This is a genomic window from Sandarakinorhabdus sp. (genome assembly GCF_040398665.1).
Lineage (GTDB): Bacteria > Pseudomonadota > Alphaproteobacteria > Sphingomonadales > Sphingomonadaceae > Sandarakinorhabdus.
The window spans coordinates 1-19500 of sequence record NZ_JBBATQ010000010.1; the positions used below are offsets into that span (position 1 = coordinate 1).

The window sequence follows — 19500 nt, forward strand, 5'->3', positions numbered from 1 at the left end:
AGTCTGGGCCGTGTCTCAGTCCCAGTGTGGCTGATCATCCTCTCAGACCAGCTAAGGATCGTAGCCTTGGTGAGCCTTTACCTCACCAACTAGCTAATCCTACGCGGGCTCATCCCTAGGCGATAAATCTTTGGTCCGAAGACATCATACGGTATTAGCAGTAATTTCTCACTGTTATTCCGTACCTAAGGGCAGATTCCCACGCGTTACGCACCCGTGCGCCACTAAGCCCGAAGGCTTCGTTCGACTTGCATGTGTTAGGCATGCCGCCAGCGTTCGTTCTGAGCCAGGATCAAACTCTCAAGTTCATGCGACCAGTTGCTACGGGGAAAACCGTTTGCAACTGACCGTTCGTTCAGGAGCTTATTCTGTCTGCACAACATCACTAACGTACCGGCAAAAAGCCGGTGTGCTTTGTGGTATTGAGACATATAAGCTTCGGTTTAACCACGGTATCCGGAGCCTGAACCCCCGAACCGTGGACCGCCGCCCACATGTCCCTTCATTTCAACCTACGATGAGAAAGAGCGGCAACTGCCTATCCCCTGGTTGCCCAGGTTCCTGACCGGTGTCTTGTTCGATGTCGGCGGCGAACGCTTTGCCCAGTTGAGGGCGGTGGGTTCGTCGTCGGCGACGGAGGCGGCTTATGGTCCGCTCTGAACTCTCCGTCAACAACTTTTTTCGTTTTCTTTCCGATTGCTCGGAAGGTCCGAAATTCCCGGCACCGCAATGATTGTCTGCCCACTTTTTGGTGGGTCAAGGCGACCATCGCTGCTGTCTTGGCTTTCGGCGGGAACCGCTGGTTCTCGTCGGCCGGGAGCGCTCCTCTATGGGCGGACCCCCGGACTGGCAAGGCGTTTTTTGCATTCTTGTGAAATTTTCTGTCCCATCCTTGGAAGAAGCGAACTCGTTCCCTGTGTAGCGCCCTGTCTGGGGATGGGGTTGCGACCCTCCAAGGGATGCATTTTCGCCGAATCGGCGGAACGAATGGCCCGCAATATGGTTGAAGCCGGCTTCGGGAATCGCCCTTGCCCCGCAGAATCGCGTCGATTGCTCCCCTGGCACCGCAGACGGGCCCCGAATCCCGGGCATGTCCCTGCCCGGCGCCGGTGGGATCAGCTGGCGATATAGTGTTTGAGGGAATCGGCCTCTGCCTCGGCGTCCTCGATCCGGCGCTTCACCAGATCGCCGATCGACACCAGGCCCAACAGCTTGCCATCGTCCACTACGGGCAAATGCCGGAATCGCCGGTCGGTCATGATGGCCATCGCTTCTGCCACGCTGGTCCGCGATTCGGTGACCACCACGGGAGCGGTCATGATCTCCCGCGCGCACACATCATGCACACCGGCGCCATGGACATGCAGGCAACGGCAGATGTCCCGCTCACTGACCAGGCCAGCAATGGTATCGCCATCCATCACCAGCACCGCGCCGATCCGGTGTTCATGCAGCAAGGCCGCGATCTGGGTGATGGTGGCATCAGGGCCGACGCTGACCAGCGGCTTCTTGTCGACCAGAATCGAACCGATCATGATTCGCCTCCCCGTGATTGGCGCAGTATGCACGCGCCGTGGGCTTGTGATCCGGGCCGAGGATGCGCCCATCCGGCCAGGAAGGCAAAAGATCAGTGACAATCGATAACGGCGGGGCCGAACCGCAGGCCAGAAGTGCCCAGACATCGGTCTGGCGGCCCTTCAAGCGATTGATGGCCATAACCGGCGGCCTGGCGGTCGCTGCGGTGGCAGCGGCGCTGACGTGGCTGCAGGCCAGCGGCGCGCCGGCGCGCTGGGAACTCTATCTGGCGGTATCGGTGGGTGTGGCCGGCACCCTGCTGCTCACCGGCGCGCTGATGGGCCTGGTGTTCGTATCGAGCCGATCAGGCCACGACGAATCGGTCGATCGCCGCGAAGCCGACGACTGACGCAGGCTTCGCGGCGATTCGGCTCAGGCCCGGCTCATTCTGCGGCCGGTTCCACATCGGCAACCACTTTGCGCGGGCGGCCACGGCGCTTCGGCGCTGCGACTTCGGCTGGTTCGTCGGCAATCGCAGCCACTGGCAGCAGTTCTGGCGCTGGCGCCGGCGCCGGAACAGCGGCCGGCTCGGCCTCGGCATGCCTCAACGACAGGCGGCGGTCGTCTTCACGGGCGGGGCTGCGCACGGGTTCGGCACGCGACACCGATGGTGGCAAGGCCTGCAGCAGCGATTCGCGATCATCGATGGCTTCGGCGTCGTTGCCGGCGCGCGGCGCCTCGTCCCGCTCCGGCCGACGGTCGCGGCGGTCGCGTTGCCAATCACGGCGGTTGCGATTGGCATCATCGTTGGGGCGTTCGTCGCGGGCACGCTCTTCACGGGGGCGATCCTCACGGGGCCGATCTTCGGCTGGGCGCGCGGCGCGTGGCCGATCCTGCCGGTCATCCTGCGGACGCTCGATGCGCTGCCGATCGCCGCGCGGACGGTCATCGCGTTGCCGGTCTTCCCGGGGCCGGTCTTCCCGGGGCCGATCCTCACGCTGCCTGTCTTCACGCGGGCGGTCGTCGCGCTGCCGCTCCTGCGGGCGCTCATCGCGCATCCGTTCCGGCGGGCGATCATTGTTGCGTTCTTCATCGCGGCGGGCGTCATCGCGGCGCGAACCGCGATCATCCACATCGTCGCGGCCATCGTCGATGGTGTCACCGTCACCATCGCCGTCCAGGCCATCATCATCATAACCGTCGCGGCCGCGGCGCGCGTCAGGCTGGCGATCACGATAATCGCCAAGCAGCCGGAAATAATGTTCGGCATATTGCAAATAATATTCGGCGGTCACGCGATCACCGGCCTGTTGCGCATCACGCGCCAGCGCCCGATATTTTTCCAGCAACTGGGTGGCGTTGCCGCGCTGGCGATTGTCGAGCCGCGGGCCATAATTGTTGCCACCAGCCATTTGCTGCGGGCGTGGGCCATTGTTGCTGCCACCCCGACGCCGGCGCTGGTTGTTTCTGATCAAGATCGCGATCCTCGTTCCTGGCCCGGCCGTGGCCCCACCTGGGCCCGCTGTGGGTGAACTTCAGTGCCTTGCACTTGCCAACAAACGCCGGCGTCAAGCCGGGTCTGCGGTTGTGCCCGCCTGCGGTTCCGTGGCCAAGGGCTCGGAAGCCCCAACAGCCCGGTTACACATGTGCGAAGGCGGGCCTGCTGCATCTGATGCGACGGCTGCCTGATCGGGCCTTAGCCGTGCCAGCGCCATCCGCCAAGGGAAAAACGACGCACGTCCGCCGCCGCCGCGATCAGCGCGCCACCTTGGGCGCCATCCCCGCCATGGCCAGGAAACAGCCTTCCGGGTTGTGGCGCTTCAGATCGAGCAACTGCATTTCCGGCGCGCCGTCGCGGCCGACCGGGATTTCCGGCGAATCGGCCAGGATGCCGGCGATGATCTGCTGCGCCGCTTCGTGGATCGAAATGCCATCGTTCACCGGATCATCACCGGCACCCTTCTGGCTGCCATCGCCGCGCAGCGCATTGGCGGCGATACCGGTGGCGACAAAGCCGGGGGTGAGCACATGCACCTGCACATCATATTGCGCGATTTCGGCGCGCAGCGCGTCTGACCAGCCGACCAGCGCATGCTTGGCCGCGCAATAACCGGTGCGCAGCGGCGATCCGACCTTGCCGGCCACCGAGGCGTTGTTGATGATTCGCCCCGATCGGCGCGCCACCATCCCCGGCAGCACCAATTGCGTCAGCCGCAACGGCGCGAAGAAATCCACTTCCAGCATGGTGCGATAGACGCTGAAATCCGTATCCAGCGCCAGGCTGCGCTGCGAGATGCCGGCATTGTTGACCAGCCAGTCGATACCGCCTGTCGCGGCCTCTACCCGCGCCGCGATTCCCGGCAGCGACTCCAGATCGGTGGCTTCGAACGCTTCAACAAGCGCGCCGGGGCAATCGGCGGCTACCGCCGTCAGCGCATCATGGTTGCGCCCCGAAAGCACCAACCGCGCACCTTGGGCGGCCAGCGCCAGCGCCAACCCCTTGCCGATGCCCGACGACGCACCGGTGATCCAGATCGTCTTGCCCGAAACCTTGCTCCCAGAGACTGTCATTGCATGTAGCTCCAACCTGCGGCGGGAACGCCGATCAACCATGTGTGGCCCCAGCCCAGAAACAGGAACCACGCCGCCGCCCCGCCCAGCATCGGCACCAGGCCGGGCCACAGCGCGCTGGCCGGCTGGCGGCCACCCAGAATGGCCGCGAACGGCACATGGCTGGTGCGTGCCATATGGGCAGCGTAATTGCTGTCCTGCCCCTGCTTCTTCACATCCTGCATCACCGTGCCGATCAACGCCAAGGCCGCGATGCCGCTGGCCAGGATGATGGTGCGCGGATCGGCGGTCATCACCATATGCACCCCGGCCCAGATCACGAAGCTCCACATCATCGGATGGCGGGTGATGCGCTGCATGCCCTTTGGTTCACCCTTCACGCCCGGCATCATCGACGGGTTGGGCGCCGTGACCGAACCGACAAACAGGATGAAGGCGATCAGCATGGCGACCAGCGCTGGCCCATAGGCCCAAGCCGGCGTGTCCCACAGTCGCGCCTTGGGAATCTGCCGCCACAATTGCACGGCGGCGCCCAGCGTGGCGATCGCCACCAACGAATACACGACAGCAAAGCCGCCCGCGCCCAGCCGCGCCACCAGGGGTGCGCGCAGCGGGTGTGCGAGCAGTTCATGGGTCAGGACAAACGCCCCGACCAACAGGCTAAGCAGCACCAGATCCGACACGATATTCTCCCCCTGCCGCCGTTCGATCGCCGTTCAATCGGCCACAGCCTTCACTGCGGATACTGCAACGGCAGATCGGTGCGGCCAAGCGTCTTGTAGCGCTGCGCCAGTTCGGTCTGCCGACTGGTCAGCGACTGCGCCACGCCATCGATCCAGACATTGGTCGGCGAGCTGGTCAATTCCAGCGGATCGCCATCCCACAGCACGACATCGGCGCGCTTGCCCACCTCCAGCGTGCCGGTGTCGGACAGGCCGAGCACGCGCGCCGGATTGGCGGTGATGCTTGCCAGCGCCTGCGCCCTGGTCAGCCCCTTGCCGCCGGGGATCAACCCCTGCGCCACGGCATTGCCGGCATAGCCCGGCAGATTGACCGGCGTGGTGCCGCCGATACCGCCCAGCGGCCCCAGCACCACGGTGACGCCCGCCGCCTGCAATACGCCAACATTGTTGCGCGAGGCCGCCAGTCCTTCGAAATCGTCGGGCAGATCATAAAGACTGTGGGTGATCACCGGCACCCCGGCGCGGGCAATCTGGGCCGCCACCAGCCAGGCTTCGCGCGCACCGACCAGCACCGGCCGCAGCGCCGGATAACGCGCCTTCAGTTTCAGCACCTCGATGATGTCGGCGGCGCGTTCGACGTGCACCATCAGGGCTTGGGTGCCGGCAATCACCGGCAACAACGCCTCAACATCGCGGCGCTTCGTCAAGGAGCCCGAATCCTCGCCGCCCACGGTCGCTGCCGGATTGGCCGCCAGCCGCTTGGCGGCATCGAGCAGGCCCAAAAGCTGCGCATAGGCCGCCGGACGCGAACCGCCGGCAAGCTGGGCGCCGGCCTCCCCCAGTTCCACATATTGAAAGGCCCGCGCGCGGGTAACGGTCGGGCCGCTGGCCGCCAGGCTGAGCAGCGCACCCTGCCCGCCGAACACCGCGTTGCCGGCATCGGGCACCGCGGCAGCGCGGGTGACGCCGGCCATGCGATAGATGGCAAAGTGCAGCGAGGCCGGGTTGATGGCCCCCGCCATGTCCAGCGCCGCCGAATAGGGCGAGGTGCGGGCACTGCCATCGTTGGTTTCGCGCACGCCGCCGACCTCGGTGAGGCCGAGATCGCTGGGCACCGCGACGATGCCGGGGGTGACCGGCAGGCCCTTGGCATCAATCACCGTCGCGCCAGCCGGCACGGGCAGGCCAGCACCGATGGCGGTGATGCGGCCAGCATCGATGATGATGGTGGCGTTGCGGATCACTTCCTCACCGCGGGCAGTGAGTGCCGTGGCGCCGGTGATGGCGATGGGGGCGGCGAATGCGGGCGCACTCGCCAGCAAGGCCAGGATGGCAAGCCGCTTCATTTCACATCCCCTGCGCCGGGTTGGCCCAGCTCGAAATCGGCAATGGGCCGGCGTTTGGGATCGCCCCAATCATACATCAGCGCGCCATCAATCCAGACATTCATCGGCCGCGAATAGACACTGAACGGTTCGGCCGACCACAGCACGACATCGGCGGCCTTGCCGACCTCGAGGCTGCCGGTGCGGTCGCCAATGCCCAACCCCTTGGCCGGGTTCAGCGACAGCCAGGTCCATGCCAGTTCCGGTGCGATCGGCAGCCCCAGCCGGCGGCCGGCGGCGATGGCCTTGGCGGCCTCCTGGTTCAGGCGCTGGATGCCGTTGGCATCATCGCTGTGCACGATGGCGCAGGCGCCGGCGGCATTCACCAGCGCGATATTCTCGCGGATGCCGTCATAGCTTTCCATCTTGAAGCCATACCAATCCGCCCACATCGCCGAGCAGATGCCTTCGGCTTTCAACATGTCGGCAATCTTGTAGCTTTCGACCGCGTGGTGGAACGCCGTCACCTTGTATCCGAACTCGTGGCTCATGCTGATCACGTTCGCCATTTCATCGGCGCGGTAGCAGTGGTTCTGCACCAGGATCTCGCCCGACAGCACGCCGGCCAGCGTGTCCAGCGCCAACTCGCGGCGCGGCGCGTCGCCGGGCTTGGCGGCGCCGGCCTCGGCGCGCTTGGTATAATCATCCCAGCGGCGTTTATAGGTGACCGCATCGGACCACAGCTGGCGGGCATAGGCGATATTGCCCATGCGGGTAGAGGGCAGCTGGTTGCGGCTGCCGTAGACACGCTTGGGGTTCTCGCCGCAGGCCATCTTCAAGCTGTAGGGCGCACCGGGAAACTTCATTTCCTGCACGCTGCGGCCATAGACGGGCTTCAATGTGGTGCCGCGCCCGCCGAACAGATTGGCCGATCCGGGCAGCACATGCAGTGCGGTGATGCCGCCGGCGAGCGCGCGGCTGAAGCCGGGGTCCTGCGGCCACACGCTGTGTTCGGCCCACACTTCCGGGCGCGCCGGGCTGGTGGCTTCATTGCCGTCGCTGTGCGCCTGCACGCCGGGGCTGGGATAGACGCCCAAATGGCTGTGGATATCGATGATGCCGGCGGTGACATATTTGCCCGCCGCCTCGATCAACTTGGCGTCGGCCGGCACGGCAACGCTGGCGCCGATTTCGGCAATCTTGCCGCCTTCGATGCGGATCATGCCATTGTCGATACGCCGCCCGGCGCCGTCATAGATGGTGGCGCCACGGATCACCGTCGTCACGCCGGGGTAGGGCTTGTACTGGCTGGGGAACGGGTCCTTGCCGACCCGGATGACCTCAGGCGGCGGCGACGGGGTTTCGGCTGGCTTGTCCTTGGCGGACGCGGCCGTGGCCAGCGCCAAGGCTGTTGCTGCCGCCGCCAGCAGATAACTCGACTTCATCAACCATTCTCCCCTGTTGGCGTCATGCTGGGCCAACAGGGCCATGGCCGCAACCCCTGCATTAACCCCTGCTTTGCGCCGATCACTTCACCCCGTGCATGAGCTTCTTCAGCAGGGGCGCAATCAGCAGCAGCACACCACCGATCGCCGCAGAGGCGAGCCCGATGGTCTGGAACACGCCGGCATAGGTATCGAGGCTGACCTTGAGGTTGGTCACCTGCCCACCAACCGTCTCGACGCTGGCGACCTGCGCCACCAGCCCGCCAACATATTGCGCGCAGGCGATGGAGACAAACCACAGGCCCATCATCAGCCCGACGATGCGGGCAATCGACAGCTTGGTCACCATCGACAGGCCGACCGGCGAGATCATCAACTCGGCCGCGGAATGGATGAAATACAGGCCGGCCAGCCACCAGATGCCCACCTTGAATTCCGGGCCGACAAACTGCGTGCCCCACACCAGGAACAGGAAACCGCCGCCAACGCCAACCAAGGCCATGCCGAACTTCACCGGAATGCCCGGTTCCAGCCCGCGCCGGCCCAGCGCCTGCCACAACAGGCTGAACAAGGGCGCCAGCGTGACGATGAAGAAGGCGTTGAAGAATTGCGTCTGCCCGGCCGAGATCGGCACGCCGAAGATCGACAATTCGGTGTTGCGCGCGGCAAACAGCGTCAGGCTCGATCCGGCCTGTTCGAACAGCGTCCAGAACACCACGTTGAAGACGATCAGGATGATGGCGGCCAGCATCATCTGCCATTCGGCGCGGTTGCCGACCATGATCGACCAGATCGGGATGCCGACAACACAGGCGAGGAAGGTACCGAACAGCACCTTGCCCAGGATCGGCAGGCCGGCGAGATAGCCCAGAAAGCCTTCGCCGGCGACCGGCGGCGGCGCCGCCATCAGATTGGTGAACAGGAACCACACCAACGGCACGAAGGCGATCGCGCCCAGATAGATGGGAATGTCGCGATTGGCGGCGCCGGGCGGCGGATCGCCATAGCCATCGAGCTTTGGCCCGGCGAACTGGATGAGGAACCAGCTCAATGCCATGCCCAGCGCGGCGAGCAGGAACCCGGCCCACCAGCCATAGGCATCGGCGAGGACCGGACAGGCCAACTGGCTGCCCAGCGAGCCGATGTTGATGCCCATGTAGAAGATGGTGAAGCCGGCATCGCGGCGCGGATCGCCCTTGGCATAAAGGCTGCCGACCATCGTCGAGATATTGGGTTTGAAGAAGCCATTGCCGATGGTGACCGCCGACAGGCCGATCAGCATGATGGTGACGAACAGCGCGTCGCGCGTCCCGCCGGCTTCGAAGCCGCCCTTGGCAATGCGGCGCGCTTCACGGCCGTCGCTGGCGTTCAGCGAGACGCTGCCATCCTCATTGCCCTTGATCTGGAGCTTCTGGCCATTGAGCGTGACGAACTGCGACTGGTCGTTGCCGATCTTCTCGATGCTCACCGCATATTGCTGGCCATCGAACTTGGCGAAGGGCTTGGCCGTCTCGCCGCCGAAACACAGGGTGAAATAGCCAGCCGCCATCAGGATGGCGCCGAACTTCACCGCCTTCTTCGATCCCAGATAGCGATCGGCCAGCAAGCCGCCGACCAGCGGGGTGAGATAGACCAGTGCGGTGAAGCCGCCATAGAGGCCGGTGACGGTGGTATCGGAAAACAGGAAATGATTGGCGAGATAGAGGGTGAGCAGCGCCCGCATGCCATAATAGCCGAAGCGTTCCATGGCTTCGGTGGTGAACAGCCGCGCCAGTTGCGCCGGGTGGCCGAACCATTGCGGGCGGGTGTCGGCCACGGCGGCAGCGGCATTTTCGCTCAATTCAATTCTCCCTGGCGCGCCGCAGGCCCGGCGCGCGCTGTGCTTGCCACGGTGATAGCCGGCGGCAGGGCATCCGCCAAGCGGTCAACACCCCGGCCCCATTCCTCGCCTCTGGCCAAGCCGGCGCGGTGATGCCATGCGTTGCCTTTGCGACCGCGAGCGGCAACGCCGCCGAGACAAGGGAGGGCGCCGCCATGCCGATCGATGTCAACCTGTTGCCGGTATTCGTGTCGGCGGTGCTGTTGCTGATGATCATTCCGGGACCGGATATGATCCTGGTGATCGCCAACAGCCTGGGGGGTGGCCGCCGTGCCGGCTTGAGCGCCATGCTGGGGGTGGCAACCGGCGCCTATCTGCAGGTGATCGGCGCGGCCATCGGGGCATCGGCCGTGCTGGCCACGTCATCGCTGGCCTATGATATCGTGCGCTATGCCGGTGCAGCCTATCTGGCCTGGCTGGGGTTCCAGTTCCTCACCGAGCGCCAAAGCCTTGCGCCCATCGGCCGCGCCGGCCAGCCATCGCTGCTGGTGGTCTATCGGCAGGGCGTGCTGACCAATCTGCTCAACCCCAAGGCCGCGCTGTTCACGCTGTCGTTCCTGCCACAATTCGCCTCGCCGGCCCTGGGCCCGGTGGCCGGGCAGATGCTGATCCTGGGCGGCGTAATCGTGGTGATCATGGTGATGATCGATATCCCTATCATCCTGGCGGCGCAGCGGCTGGTGGTGGTGCTGGGCCGCAGCGGGGGCACGGCAACTGCCATGGCCAGGCTGGTCGGCGGCCTGCTGTTGGGATTATCCGCCTATGTGGCGCTCTCGCGCCGCACCGCCTGATTTTGCTCGATCGGAGACACATGATGCGTCGCGCCCTTGCTGCACTGCTGGCCCTGCTGCCGTTGCCCACCATGGCAGCCCCGGTGTTGCTGGTGCCCGATCGGGTGTTCGATGGCGAGGCGATGCACGAAGGCTGGCAGGTGCTGGTGGATGGCACGAAGATCGTCGCGGCTGGCCCGGCGTTGAATGTGCCGGCCGATGCCACCCGCATTGCCCTGCCCGGCCATAGCTTGATGCCCGGCATGATCGAAGGGCACAGCCATCTGTTGCTGCACCCTTATGACAAGACGCCGTGGGACGATCAGGTGCTGAAGGAGAGCGAGGCCTATCGGGTGGCGCGCGCCACCGTGCATGCGCGCGACACATTGATGGCCGGCTTCACCACAGTGCGCGATCTGGGCAGCGAAGGCGCCGGCACTGCCGATGTCGGGCTGAAGCGTGCGATCAACGAGGGGCATATCCCCGGCCCGCGCATGATCGTCGCCACCCGCGCGCTGGTGGCATCGGGTAGTTACGCGCCCAAGAATGATGCATGGCACGTGCCGCAGGGTGCCGAGGAGGCCGACGGGCCGAATCTGGTCAGCGCCGTGCGCCGGCAGATCGGCGCCGGGGCCGATGTGGTGAAGCTCTATGGCGATTATCGCTGGCGGCCCGGCGAAGGCAGCCGGCCGACCTATAGTCAGGCCGAGATCGCGGCTGCGGTCGCCGCCGCCCACGATGCCGGCCGGCCGGTGGCGGTGCACGCCAATACGGCCGAAGCCATGCGCCGCGCCACGATGGCCGGGGTGGACGTGATCGAACATGGCAGCGAAGGCACGGCGGACGTGTTCGCGCTGATGGCGAAGAACAAGACCGCGCTGTGCCCCACGCTGGCGGCCGGCGATGCCATCGCGCGTTACACCGGCTGGAACGGTCAGGAGCCGGCCCCGCCCAGCGTGCAGGAAGATCGCGTCGCGTTTGCGCTGGCGATGAAAGCCGGCGTGCCGATCTGCATGGGCGGCGATGTCGGGGTTTATGCCCATGGCACCAACGCGCGCGAAATGCTGCTGATGGCCAAGGCCGGCATGCCGAACCGCGACGTGCTGTTTGCCGCGACCGCCGGCAACGCGCGCTGGTTCGGTCTGGCGGATCGCGGCCGGGTTGCGGCCGGGCTGTTCGCCGATCTGGTGGCGGTGCCGGGCAATCCGGTCGCCGACTTGAACGCGGTGACGCGGGTCGGCTTCGTGATGAAGGGCGGCGTTGTGGTGAAGGCAGCACAATGATGGACGGGTTCAACGATCGCAGCAGCACGGCCAGCCTGCTCGCCACCCGCCGATCCGGCAAGGCGCGCGAAATGGCGGAACCCGGCCCCGATGCCGCCCAACTGGCGGCCATCCTGCACGCCGCATCGCGGGTGCCGGACCATGGCAAGCTCAATCCGTGGCGCTTCGTCGTCATCGCGGATCGTGCGGCGTTTTCGGAAGCACTGCTGCGCATCTATCAGGCCGGCAAGCCTGATGCCGGCCGGCTGGAGCTGGAAGCGGTGGCGCAGTTCGGCACGCAGGCGCCGTGCCTGGTTGTGGTGCTGTCCAGCCCGAAGCCCAGCCATATTCCACTGTGGGAACAGGAGCTTTCGGTGGGTGCGGCCTGCCAGAATCTGCTGCTGGCGGCGCATGCACAGGGTTTTGTCGGAAATTGGCTGACCGGCTGGGCCGCCTATGATGCCGCCGTGCTGACGCTGCTGGGCGGCGCGGCGCCGGAACGCATTGCGGGATTCTTCTTCATCGGCAGCCAGGCGCGGCCGCTGGAAGAGCGGCCGCGGCCCGATCCGGCCGCCGTCATCAGCCGTTGGCCCCCCGAATCTATCGGTTGATCAGCTGCAGCGCACCGCGCCGCTGCCGGCGACCTTCTTGGAGCAACGGCCGCCGCCGGTGACCGTGACATCGCCCGATCCGGCCACGTTCACAGTGGCCTGACCCGACACATGGGCGCTGACGTCGCCCGATCCGGCGACACTGATCGCGGCATTGGTGCAGCGCAGGGCTGACGCATCGGCATTGCCGCTGCCCGCCACGCGCAGGTTGAGTGCGCCGCAGCGGCCGGCCGCGACCACATCCCCGCTGCCGGAAATGGCGATGTCGGCCGTCTTGGTATCGAGATTGGCGATCCTGGCATTGCCCGAACCGCTGATCTTCAGGCCGAACTGGTCTCCGCCGCCGCGATCGGCGATCACATCGGCCGAACCGGCGATCACCAGGCCGTGCAGCGCCGGCAGCGTCACCGACACCTGCACATCCTTGCCGCCCCAGCCCCACTGGCCACGCTTGCGGCCGATCTTCAGCACGCCGCCTTCCACTTTGATGTCGAGCTTGTCGAGATCGCTGGCCGCCCCGTCGGCCGCCACCGCGAAACCGCCTTGTTTCACGGTGACATTGTCGCTGCCCGCCACGGCGATCCGGTCAAAGCCGGTCAACGCAAAGCGTCGCTGTTCGGCAAGCGCCGGGGTCGCGACGGTGGCAGCAACGGCGAGCAGCAAGGCGGTACGGATCATGGCGGGCTCCTTCGTGTATTATCTGAATAATACACGACGAATCAATCCGCGCAAGTCAGCGTTTCACGCGTGCGAATTCCAGACCGAAAATATTGATTTCAATCACGAAAAAGCAGATGATCCAGATCGCGCCGTCCCAGAAATCCAGCCAGGCGCCTTCGATCCACCACAGCACCGCGCAGACGAAGGTGATGAGATACAAGATCCAGCGCAGCGTCGATCGGCTGAGCCCGCGCGAGCCGCGCGGGTAGAATAGATCCACCCAGATCAGCGCCGAAATGCCGAGCCATGCCACCGCATTGGCGATCTCCACCGGATCGCTGATGTCGATATAGTGCGACAGGGCGAAAAGTGCGCAAGCATAACCAACCAGTTCGCAAGCCAAGGCCGGCCGGCTGATGCGGGTGAGCGCCTCGCCCGGCGGCAAGCGTGCGGTTTCCCATTCGAACACGCCCAGAATGATGATCCAGCCGATCTGGTCCACGGCCTTGGGCGCCAACACGTCGCCCGCGGCAAAGATGAACAGGCCGACATTGGCCAGCAAGGCCGCATAGACTGCGGCCTTGAACGCCTGGAACCAGAGCAATTTGCTGGGCAATGCCGGGGCTGATCAGATCAGCAATCGGATCAGGCGGCTTTGAGCACCTGTTCGATCTTTTGCTGTGCGGCCGGCTCATCGATGTTTTCCATCGCCGCCAGTTCGCGCGCCAGACGGCCGATGGCCGCTTCGTAGATCTGCCGCTCCGAATAGCTTTGCTCCGGCTGATCTTCGGCGCGGTGCAGATCGCGCACCACTTCGGCGATGCTCACCAGATCGCCGCTATTGATCTTGGCTTCATATTCCTGGGCGCGGCGCGACCACATGGTGCGCTTGATGCGCGGACGCCCCTTCAGGGTGGTCAGCGCTTCGTTCATGGTCGCCTGGCTCGACAGCTTGCGCATGCCGACGCTTTCGACCTTGTTCATCGGCACCCGCAGTGTCATCCGCTCCTTTTCGAAGCGCAACACGAACAGATCGAGCGCGACGCCGGCGATTTCCTGATGCTGGATCTCCACGACACGGCCAACGCCATGCTTGGGATACACAACATAGTCGCCGACTTCGAAACCGAGCGGTTTGGCAAGTGCCATTGATCCATGTCCTTTTGTTCTACGCGGCAGCCGGGCCAAATCACGGACAACGCTGGATATGTTCACCAGCGGTTGCGGCTTCGTGCGGTTGGCCGATCGTGCTGACTGCCTGCCTTTGTTCCAGACCGTGGCCCGGCATCCGCCCGGCAGGTGGGCGCGGTGATGACGGAACCGGCGATAGGTTGCGGCGTTGACCAACAACCATTTGCCATCTGTATCAGAAACTGGTCACAAATGCCACAACGGCGTGACAAAAGCGTCCATGCGCGGCGATTGGGCGTATCCAGCCGCCCGTATCAGCAGATTTTGGCGCCAATGTCCGTGGAATAATGGCCGTTTGGCATCGCTTCGCAGCCGGTTCGCGGGATCTCGTGGCCGAAACCCCGCGGGGGCACCCAAGTTACGAACCGATGCAGGGCGCGCTTATGATCCGGTGCCCGGGGCGTCCGTGAAATACTTCTCGAACTTGCCTTCTTCGCCCTTGTGCGAATCGGCGTCGTCCGGGGTTTCGCCCTTCATGGTGATATTGGGCCACTGCGCCGCAAAGGTGGCGTTCAGTTCCATCCACTTTTCCAGGCCGCCTTCGGTATCGGGCAGGATGGCTTCGGCCGGGCATTCCGGTTCGCACACGCCGCAATCGATGCACTCGCTGGGGTTGATGACCACCATGGTCTCCCCTTCATAGAAGCAGTCCACCGGACACACTTCCACGCAGTCCATATATTTGCATTTGATGCATGCTTCGGTGACGATGTAAGCCATAAATCTCCCCTGGTCGGGATCTGTCCCGTATGGTTCATCGCGGGCCTTAAGCGACCGCAAAGCCTTCTGGCAAGAGGGCAAGTTGCCCGCCGTCCCTGTGGCCGCGATCCGGCGTCAGATCGGTATAATATTCCCGCGCCTCAACATAGGGCCCGCGCCGGTCGGGAATGGCTTCCACCCGCACCACGATGATCTCGTCACCGCGTGGCCAGCTCAGCACGCTGCCGGCGCGCACCAGCGCCGAAGCACGCTCGACAACGCGGCCATCGATGCGCAATCGTCGGCTTTCACACAGGTCCTGGGCATAAGAACGGCTCGGCGCGAGGCGCGCGAACCAGAGAAATTTGTCGAGCCGAAGCCCTGCCCCGTAGACCAAATGCTACCTGCCTTTCATGCCGGCCAGAACAGCGAAGGGCGACGCGTCATTCCCTCTGGCCAAAGGAACGGCGTCGGGTGGCGGCTGCGGTGGGCGCTTGCGCCCGGCCCAGGCAAAATGCGGCGCGCCATCAACAAGGCGCGGGCGATAGCCAAGCGCGCGCAGCAGCCGCGCCAGCCCATCCTGCGACAGGCCCAGGCTTGCCGCCCAATTGGGATCGGGCATGAACGGCATGCGGCCGTCACGGCGTTCGTGGATGTGGCGCGCCAGCCGATCGACCATGTCGATGCGCACGGCGATGGAATCGCGGCCATGTCCGACCCGCCAGTATCCGGCCACCGCCAGCACATCGGAATCGGTTTGCGCCTCCGCTGCCATGCTGACCCGGCCGGGCGCCGGCAGCGGCGGCAACTGCAGCAGATCATTGGCCACCGCCCACAGCGCCAGGCGCCAGCGCGTCGGTTCCGGGCGCAGCAATGTCGCCATGAACAGATGCAGCGGCCCCAACCGCACGCCGCAGCGCGCCAGCGCCTGCCGATCGCCGCGAGTCAGGCCGACCAATTGTTCGGCCACCGCCTCACGCGACAACACGCCCAGCGCCGCCACCAATTGCACGATCAGGCCGCGCGCCGACGGCGAGACATCACCGTGCAGCGCCGACAGTTTCGCCAGCGGCGCCAATACGCGCGCCGCGCCGTCGGCCACGAAGCGCTCCAGCCGTTCCGTCACCCGCCGGCGATCATCGGGCGACAGGCTGGCGACGCTGCGATCCACCTCCACACGCGGGGTCAGCGCGTCGCGGCCCTTGCGCAGCACCGCCACCCGCGCGCCGCGCCAGATCAGGCGCGGCGGCAGATCGCCATTGAAGTCGAGCGCGAAATCCATGTCTTCGCTTTCGGCCAACTGGCGGGCGCGCGCCGCGCGTTCACGCACCAGATGGCGTTCGGCCGCCGCCAGCAACAGGCGCTGTTCGCCGGCCCGCGCCGCCACGTCGGCCGTGAAGCGGAATCCATCGAGATGGCCGATGGCCTCGCCGTCCACCGCGACTTCGCCGGCCGCATCGATCAGCACGGCCGCCGATGCGCCCTTGGCCTTCAGATCCTTCAACAGCACCGCCGTGCGCCGATCGACAAAGCGCTGGGTCAGCGCACCGTGCAGCGCATCGGACAGGCGGTTTTCGACATCGCGGGTGCGTTCGGCCCATTCGGCCGGATTGGCCAGCCAATCGGGGCGGTGCGCCACATAGGTCCAGGTGCGCACCGCCGCGATCCGGTCCGCGATGGTTTCGACGTCACCGCTGACCCGATCAAGATGCGCGACTTCGGCGGCGATCCAGGCTTCGGGCAGATGGCCGGCACCTTCGGTGAGATGGCGGAACACGCGGCCAGCCAGCCGTGTGTGTGTCTCCACGCCGGTCTTGCGGTAATCCGGCAGGCCGCATGCCTGCCACAACCGGAACAGGCCGCGTTCCCCCAACAGCCGCGCATTGGCGCGCTGCATCACCCACGGCTCTCCGGCCAGCCGCTTCAGCACGGCCAGATCGAGCGCATCATCGGCGCGCACCAGTTCGGGGCGCGGGGAGCGCGCCTCCATGGTGGCCACCAGCCGCGCCAGGCTGGAAAAATCCAGATCGCTGTTGCGCCAGACCAACTGGCTGAGCGGCTCGAAGCGGTGCGCTTCCAGCCCTTCGATTTCGTCCGGCGTGAAGGCGCAACTGGCTTCGGCGCCCAGTTGCACGGTGCCGAATGTGCCATCCTTCTGGTGGCGGCCGGCGCGCCCGGCGATCTGCGCCATTTCGGCCAGCGTCAGCCGGCGCTGGCGCTTGCCATCGAATTTGCCCAGCCCGGCAAAGGCGACATGGGCGATATCCATGTTGAGGCCCATGCCGATGGCATCGGTGGCGACCAGATAATCCACCTCGCCGGATTGATACATCGCGACTTGCGCGTTGCGGGTGCGGGGAGACAGCGACCCCATCACAACCGCCGCGCCGCCCTTCTGCCGGCGCAACATTTCGGCGATGGCATAGACTTCGGCCGCGGTGAAGGCGACGATGGCGGTGCGGCGCGGCAGGCGGGAAAGCTTCTTGGGCCCCGCATAAGCCAGGGTGGAAAAGCGCGGCCTTGTGATGATCTCGGCCTGCGGCACCAGCTTCTTCACCAAGGGCTTGATGGTTTCGGAACCGAGGATCATGGTTTCGGCATAGCCGCGCGCGTGCAGCAGCCGATCGGTGAACACATGCCCGCGTTCGGGATCGGCGCCCATCTGCGCTTCATCGATGCCGACAAACGCCGCCTCGCGATCGAGCGGCATCGATTCCATCGTGCATAGATACCAGCGCGCCTGCGGCGGCACGATCTTCTCTTCGCCGGTGATCAGCGCGACCTGATGGGCGCCCTTGGCAGCCACCACCTTTTCATAGACTTCGCGGGCGAGCAGCCGCAGCGGAAAGCCCATGACGCCGCTGGCATGGCCGCACAGCCGTTCCACGGCGAGATGGGTCTTGCCGGTGTTGGTCGGGCCGAGCACGGCGGTGACCTTCGCCTCGCCCAGAGAGCTGCCGGGCCGATCAAACGAGGCGCCGATGCGATTCACAAGCCGAACGTGGCCGCTGTTGCGCAGGCCCGCAAGTGGGTGTGGCAATCGCGGCGAGTGAAACCAGACTGCAGGGCGGGCGAATGGATACTGCGCGATCCGGCGCGCCGGATCGGCTGGCAATATCCTGTCATGCGAACATCGCTCGGCTGGACATGGCCGAAATCTGACACAGCCGCGATTCGGCGGCAAGTGACCGTTTGATGGCAACGGCTGGGCGGGATTGACAGCCGTCCCGCCTGTCGCGGAATTGACAGGGCGACTCGCCGCAGGCAGACCTTCGCCCGTTGGCCAAGCGTTTCGGGCCGGACTGCGGTGGGGGTCGCACCTTGTACCAGGCGGATTTGCATTCAGTGGCCGGCGGCAGCGTGGCATTGCCGTGCGCGCGCAGCCTGGGTGCTCCCGCCCTGCTGCGCCGGGTTGGCAAGGGCCTCGTCGATCTCAATCATCAGCAACAACGCCTGAGGGGCGATGCGGCCCGATTGCTGCGCGCGGCACGGACCGGGGACCTCGATCCCGCCCATCTCGATCTCGATCTCGGCCTTGGCCTGTTCAGCCGCGCCTGGTGGCTGAAGGCCGGCGCCTGCGCGGCGCTGGTGGGCGCCGCGCTGTGGGCCGGCAGCCAGGTCGTGCCGATCCATGAAGCCGCCGCGCCCGCCTTCACCCCCAGCCAGCGCGATGACGCCGCGGTGTTCGCGATTGCGCCGCTGGCCCGCGGCGGCGCGACCGGCGAGGCGGCGCGCGTCGATGCCCGCCAGCTGCGCCCGCTGGCCGAAGCCCCCGAACGTCCGCGCGTGGAGCGCAGCCTGAGCATCGGCCGGCGCGGGCTTGCCGCCGCGCTGCGCAATGCCGGAGTGGGCAGCGCTGACGTGGCGGACGTCACCCGCCTGCTGGCCGGGATCAATCCCGGCGGCGGTGTGCGCGCCGAACTGGTGCTGGGCCGGCGCGCGAACAAATCGCTGCCGCGCCCGCTCGATGTGCTGAACCTGCGGGCCGCTTTCGATCTGAAGGTGGAGCTGCGCCGGGTCGAGGGCGCGCTGACCATCAAGCGCATTCCGATCGCGGTGGACACGACGCCACTGCGTGTTGAAGGCTTGGCGGGTGGCAGCCTCAATCGCGCGCTGCGCAGCGCCGGCATTCCGGCCGGGCCGGCAGCCGAGTTCGTCAAGCAGATGCGCCATGTGGTGGATTTTCAGCGCGGGCTGGGCAAGTCGGACCGCTTCGACATCATCATCGAGCAGGACCGCGCCGCCACCGGCGAAGTGCGCCACGGCAAGCTTCTGTTTGGTGCGCTGACCCGCAAAGGCAAGACACCGGTGGAAATCGGCCTGTACAAGGGCGATTACTACCAGGCCAGCGGCGAGGGCGTGTCGCGCGGGCTGATGCGCACCCCGGTGGATGGGGCGCGGATGACCAGCGGCTTCGGCATGCGCCTGCACCCGCTGCTCGGCTTTTCCCGCATGCACCAGGGCGTCGATTTCGGCGCCGGCACCGGCACGCCGATCATCGCGGCGGGCAGTGGCACGATCAGCTTTGCCGGCTGGCACGGCGGCCATGGCCAATATGTGATGATCCGCCACAACAAGGATCTGGCCAGCGCCTATGCCCACATGTCGCGGATCACGGTGAAGCCGGGGCAAAGGGTGCGGCAGGGCCAGGTGATCGGCAAGGTCGGATCGACCGGCATGTCGACGGGGCCGCACCTGCATTACGAAGTGTGGCTGCGCGGCCGACCGGCCAATCCGGTGTCGCTGCGCTTCATCGGCGGCGCGGAGCTGGCCGGGCGCGATCTGAATGCCTTCCAGCGCCAGATGAACCGCTGGCGGGCGCTGCCTGAGAGCCGTAACCAGCCGGTGAGTGCCGACTGACATTTTTTGGCCATGCTCGGCTGTCATAG

At 65.8% G+C, this 19500-nt stretch carries 18 protein-coding genes and 1 rRNA gene; 5 read left to right on the plus strand and 14 right to left on the minus strand.

Annotated features, from left to right (window positions below; translation table 11 throughout):
- Together ABWP22_RS12340 and ABWP22_RS12345 are read right to left on the minus strand one after the other, a co-directional pair.
- Positions 1-308, minus strand: a 16S ribosomal RNA gene (locus ABWP22_RS12340); the annotation flags it as partial.
- An 807-nt stretch (positions 309-1115) separates the two neighbouring features.
- Positions 1116-1535 carry a CBS domain-containing protein gene (locus ABWP22_RS12345; RefSeq protein WP_353200282.1) on the minus strand — a complete coding sequence of 140 codons (420 nt, stop codon included), beginning with the start codon at positions 1533-1535 and terminating at the stop codon, positions 1116-1118.
- 95 nt (positions 1536-1630) lie between these two features.
- Between ABWP22_RS12345 and ABWP22_RS12350 the strand changes: the two genes are divergently transcribed.
- A complete protein-coding gene (locus ABWP22_RS12350) occupies positions 1631-1924 on the plus strand; it encodes a hypothetical protein (protein ID WP_353200283.1) in 294 nt (97 codons plus the stop codon).
- A gap of 34 nt (positions 1925-1958) precedes the next feature.
- On the opposite strand, the gene ABWP22_RS12355 is transcribed toward ABWP22_RS12350, so the two are convergent.
- The 6 genes from ABWP22_RS12355 to ABWP22_RS12380 all read right to left on the minus strand — a co-directional run bounded on the left by ABWP22_RS12355 (position 1959) and on the right by ABWP22_RS12380 (position 9379).
- Positions 1959-2990, minus strand: a complete 1032-nt coding sequence (locus tag ABWP22_RS12355) for a DUF4167 domain-containing protein (RefSeq protein ID WP_353200284.1) — start codon at positions 2988-2990, stop codon at positions 1959-1961.
- 280 nt (positions 2991-3270) lie between these two features.
- Positions 3271-4086, minus strand: a complete 816-nt coding sequence (locus ABWP22_RS12360) for an SDR family NAD(P)-dependent oxidoreductase (protein ID WP_353200285.1) — start codon at positions 4084-4086, stop codon at positions 3271-3273.
- Positions 4083-4769: an NnrU family protein gene (locus ABWP22_RS12365; RefSeq protein ID WP_353200286.1), complete on the minus strand. Its 687-nt coding sequence runs from the start codon at positions 4767-4769 to the stop codon at positions 4083-4085. Before ABWP22_RS12365 ends, ABWP22_RS12360 begins: the two co-directional genes overlap by 4 nt.
- Before the next feature lie 50 nt (positions 4770-4819).
- Entirely contained in the window at positions 4820-6115 is a 1296-nt protein-coding gene (locus tag ABWP22_RS12370; RefSeq protein WP_353200287.1) for an amidohydrolase family protein, read from the minus strand.
- Positions 6112-7539, minus strand: a complete 1428-nt coding sequence (locus ABWP22_RS12375) for an amidohydrolase (RefSeq protein ID WP_353200288.1) — start codon at positions 7537-7539, stop codon at positions 6112-6114. Before ABWP22_RS12375 ends, ABWP22_RS12370 begins: the two co-directional genes overlap by 4 nt.
- 82 nt (positions 7540-7621) lie before the next feature.
- Positions 7622-9379, minus strand: a complete 1758-nt coding sequence (locus ABWP22_RS12380; RefSeq protein ID WP_353200289.1) for a peptide MFS transporter — start codon at positions 9377-9379, stop codon at positions 7622-7624.
- A gap of 194 nt (positions 9380-9573) precedes the next feature.
- Here ABWP22_RS12380 and ABWP22_RS12385 point away from each other — a divergent pair, with 194 nt between their 5' ends.
- The 3 genes from ABWP22_RS12385 to ABWP22_RS12395 are packed head-to-tail and all read left to right on the plus strand — an operon-like array spanning position 9574 to position 12061.
- Entirely contained in the window at positions 9574-10209 is a 636-nt protein-coding gene (locus tag ABWP22_RS12385) for a LysE family translocator (RefSeq protein ID WP_353200290.1), read from the plus strand.
- Between the two features lie 23 nt (positions 10210-10232).
- The gene (locus ABWP22_RS12390; protein WP_353200395.1) at positions 10233-11471 is read left to right on the plus strand and encodes a metal-dependent hydrolase family protein; all 1239 of its coding nucleotides are present in this window, start codon (positions 10233-10235) and stop codon (positions 11469-11471) included.
- Complete coding sequence (locus tag ABWP22_RS12395; protein ID WP_502951125.1) at positions 11471-12061, plus strand: nitroreductase family protein; 591 nt, start codon at positions 11471-11473, stop codon at positions 12059-12061. The genes ABWP22_RS12390 and ABWP22_RS12395 overlap by 1 nt, the downstream gene beginning before the upstream one ends.
- Here ABWP22_RS12395 and ABWP22_RS12400 read toward each other — a convergent pair whose 3' ends face one another.
- The 6 genes from ABWP22_RS12400 to ABWP22_RS12425 form a co-directional block, all read right to left on the minus strand.
- Positions 12062-12739, minus strand: a complete 678-nt coding sequence (locus ABWP22_RS12400; protein ID WP_353200292.1) for a head GIN domain-containing protein — start codon at positions 12737-12739, stop codon at positions 12062-12064. It lies immediately after the preceding gene.
- A gap of 55 nt (positions 12740-12794) precedes the next feature.
- Complete coding sequence (locus ABWP22_RS12405; protein WP_353200293.1) at positions 12795-13337, minus strand: hypothetical protein; 543 nt, start codon at positions 13335-13337, stop codon at positions 12795-12797.
- 29 nt (positions 13338-13366) lie between these two features.
- Positions 13367-13870: a CarD family transcriptional regulator gene (locus ABWP22_RS12410; protein WP_353200294.1), complete on the minus strand. Its 504-nt coding sequence runs from the start codon at positions 13868-13870 to the stop codon at positions 13367-13369.
- Positions 13871-14293: 423 nt separating this feature from the next.
- Complete coding sequence (gene fdxA / locus ABWP22_RS12415; protein WP_353200295.1) at positions 14294-14632, minus strand: ferredoxin FdxA; 339 nt, start codon at positions 14630-14632, stop codon at positions 14294-14296.
- A gap of 46 nt (positions 14633-14678) precedes the next feature.
- Entirely contained in the window at positions 14679-15008 is a 330-nt protein-coding gene (locus ABWP22_RS12420) for an RNA-binding S4 domain-containing protein (protein WP_353200296.1), read from the minus strand.
- A 3-nt stretch (positions 15009-15011) separates the two neighbouring features.
- Entirely contained in the window at positions 15012-17603 is a 2592-nt protein-coding gene (locus ABWP22_RS12425) for a helicase-related protein (protein ID WP_353200297.1), read from the minus strand.
- A gap of 287 nt (positions 17604-17890) precedes the next feature.
- Here ABWP22_RS12425 and ABWP22_RS12430 point away from each other — a divergent pair, with 287 nt between their 5' ends.
- A complete protein-coding gene (locus ABWP22_RS12430) occupies positions 17891-19471 on the plus strand; it encodes a peptidoglycan DD-metalloendopeptidase family protein (RefSeq protein ID WP_353200298.1) in 1581 nt (526 codons plus the stop codon).
- Positions 19472-19500: the final 29 nt, after the last annotated feature.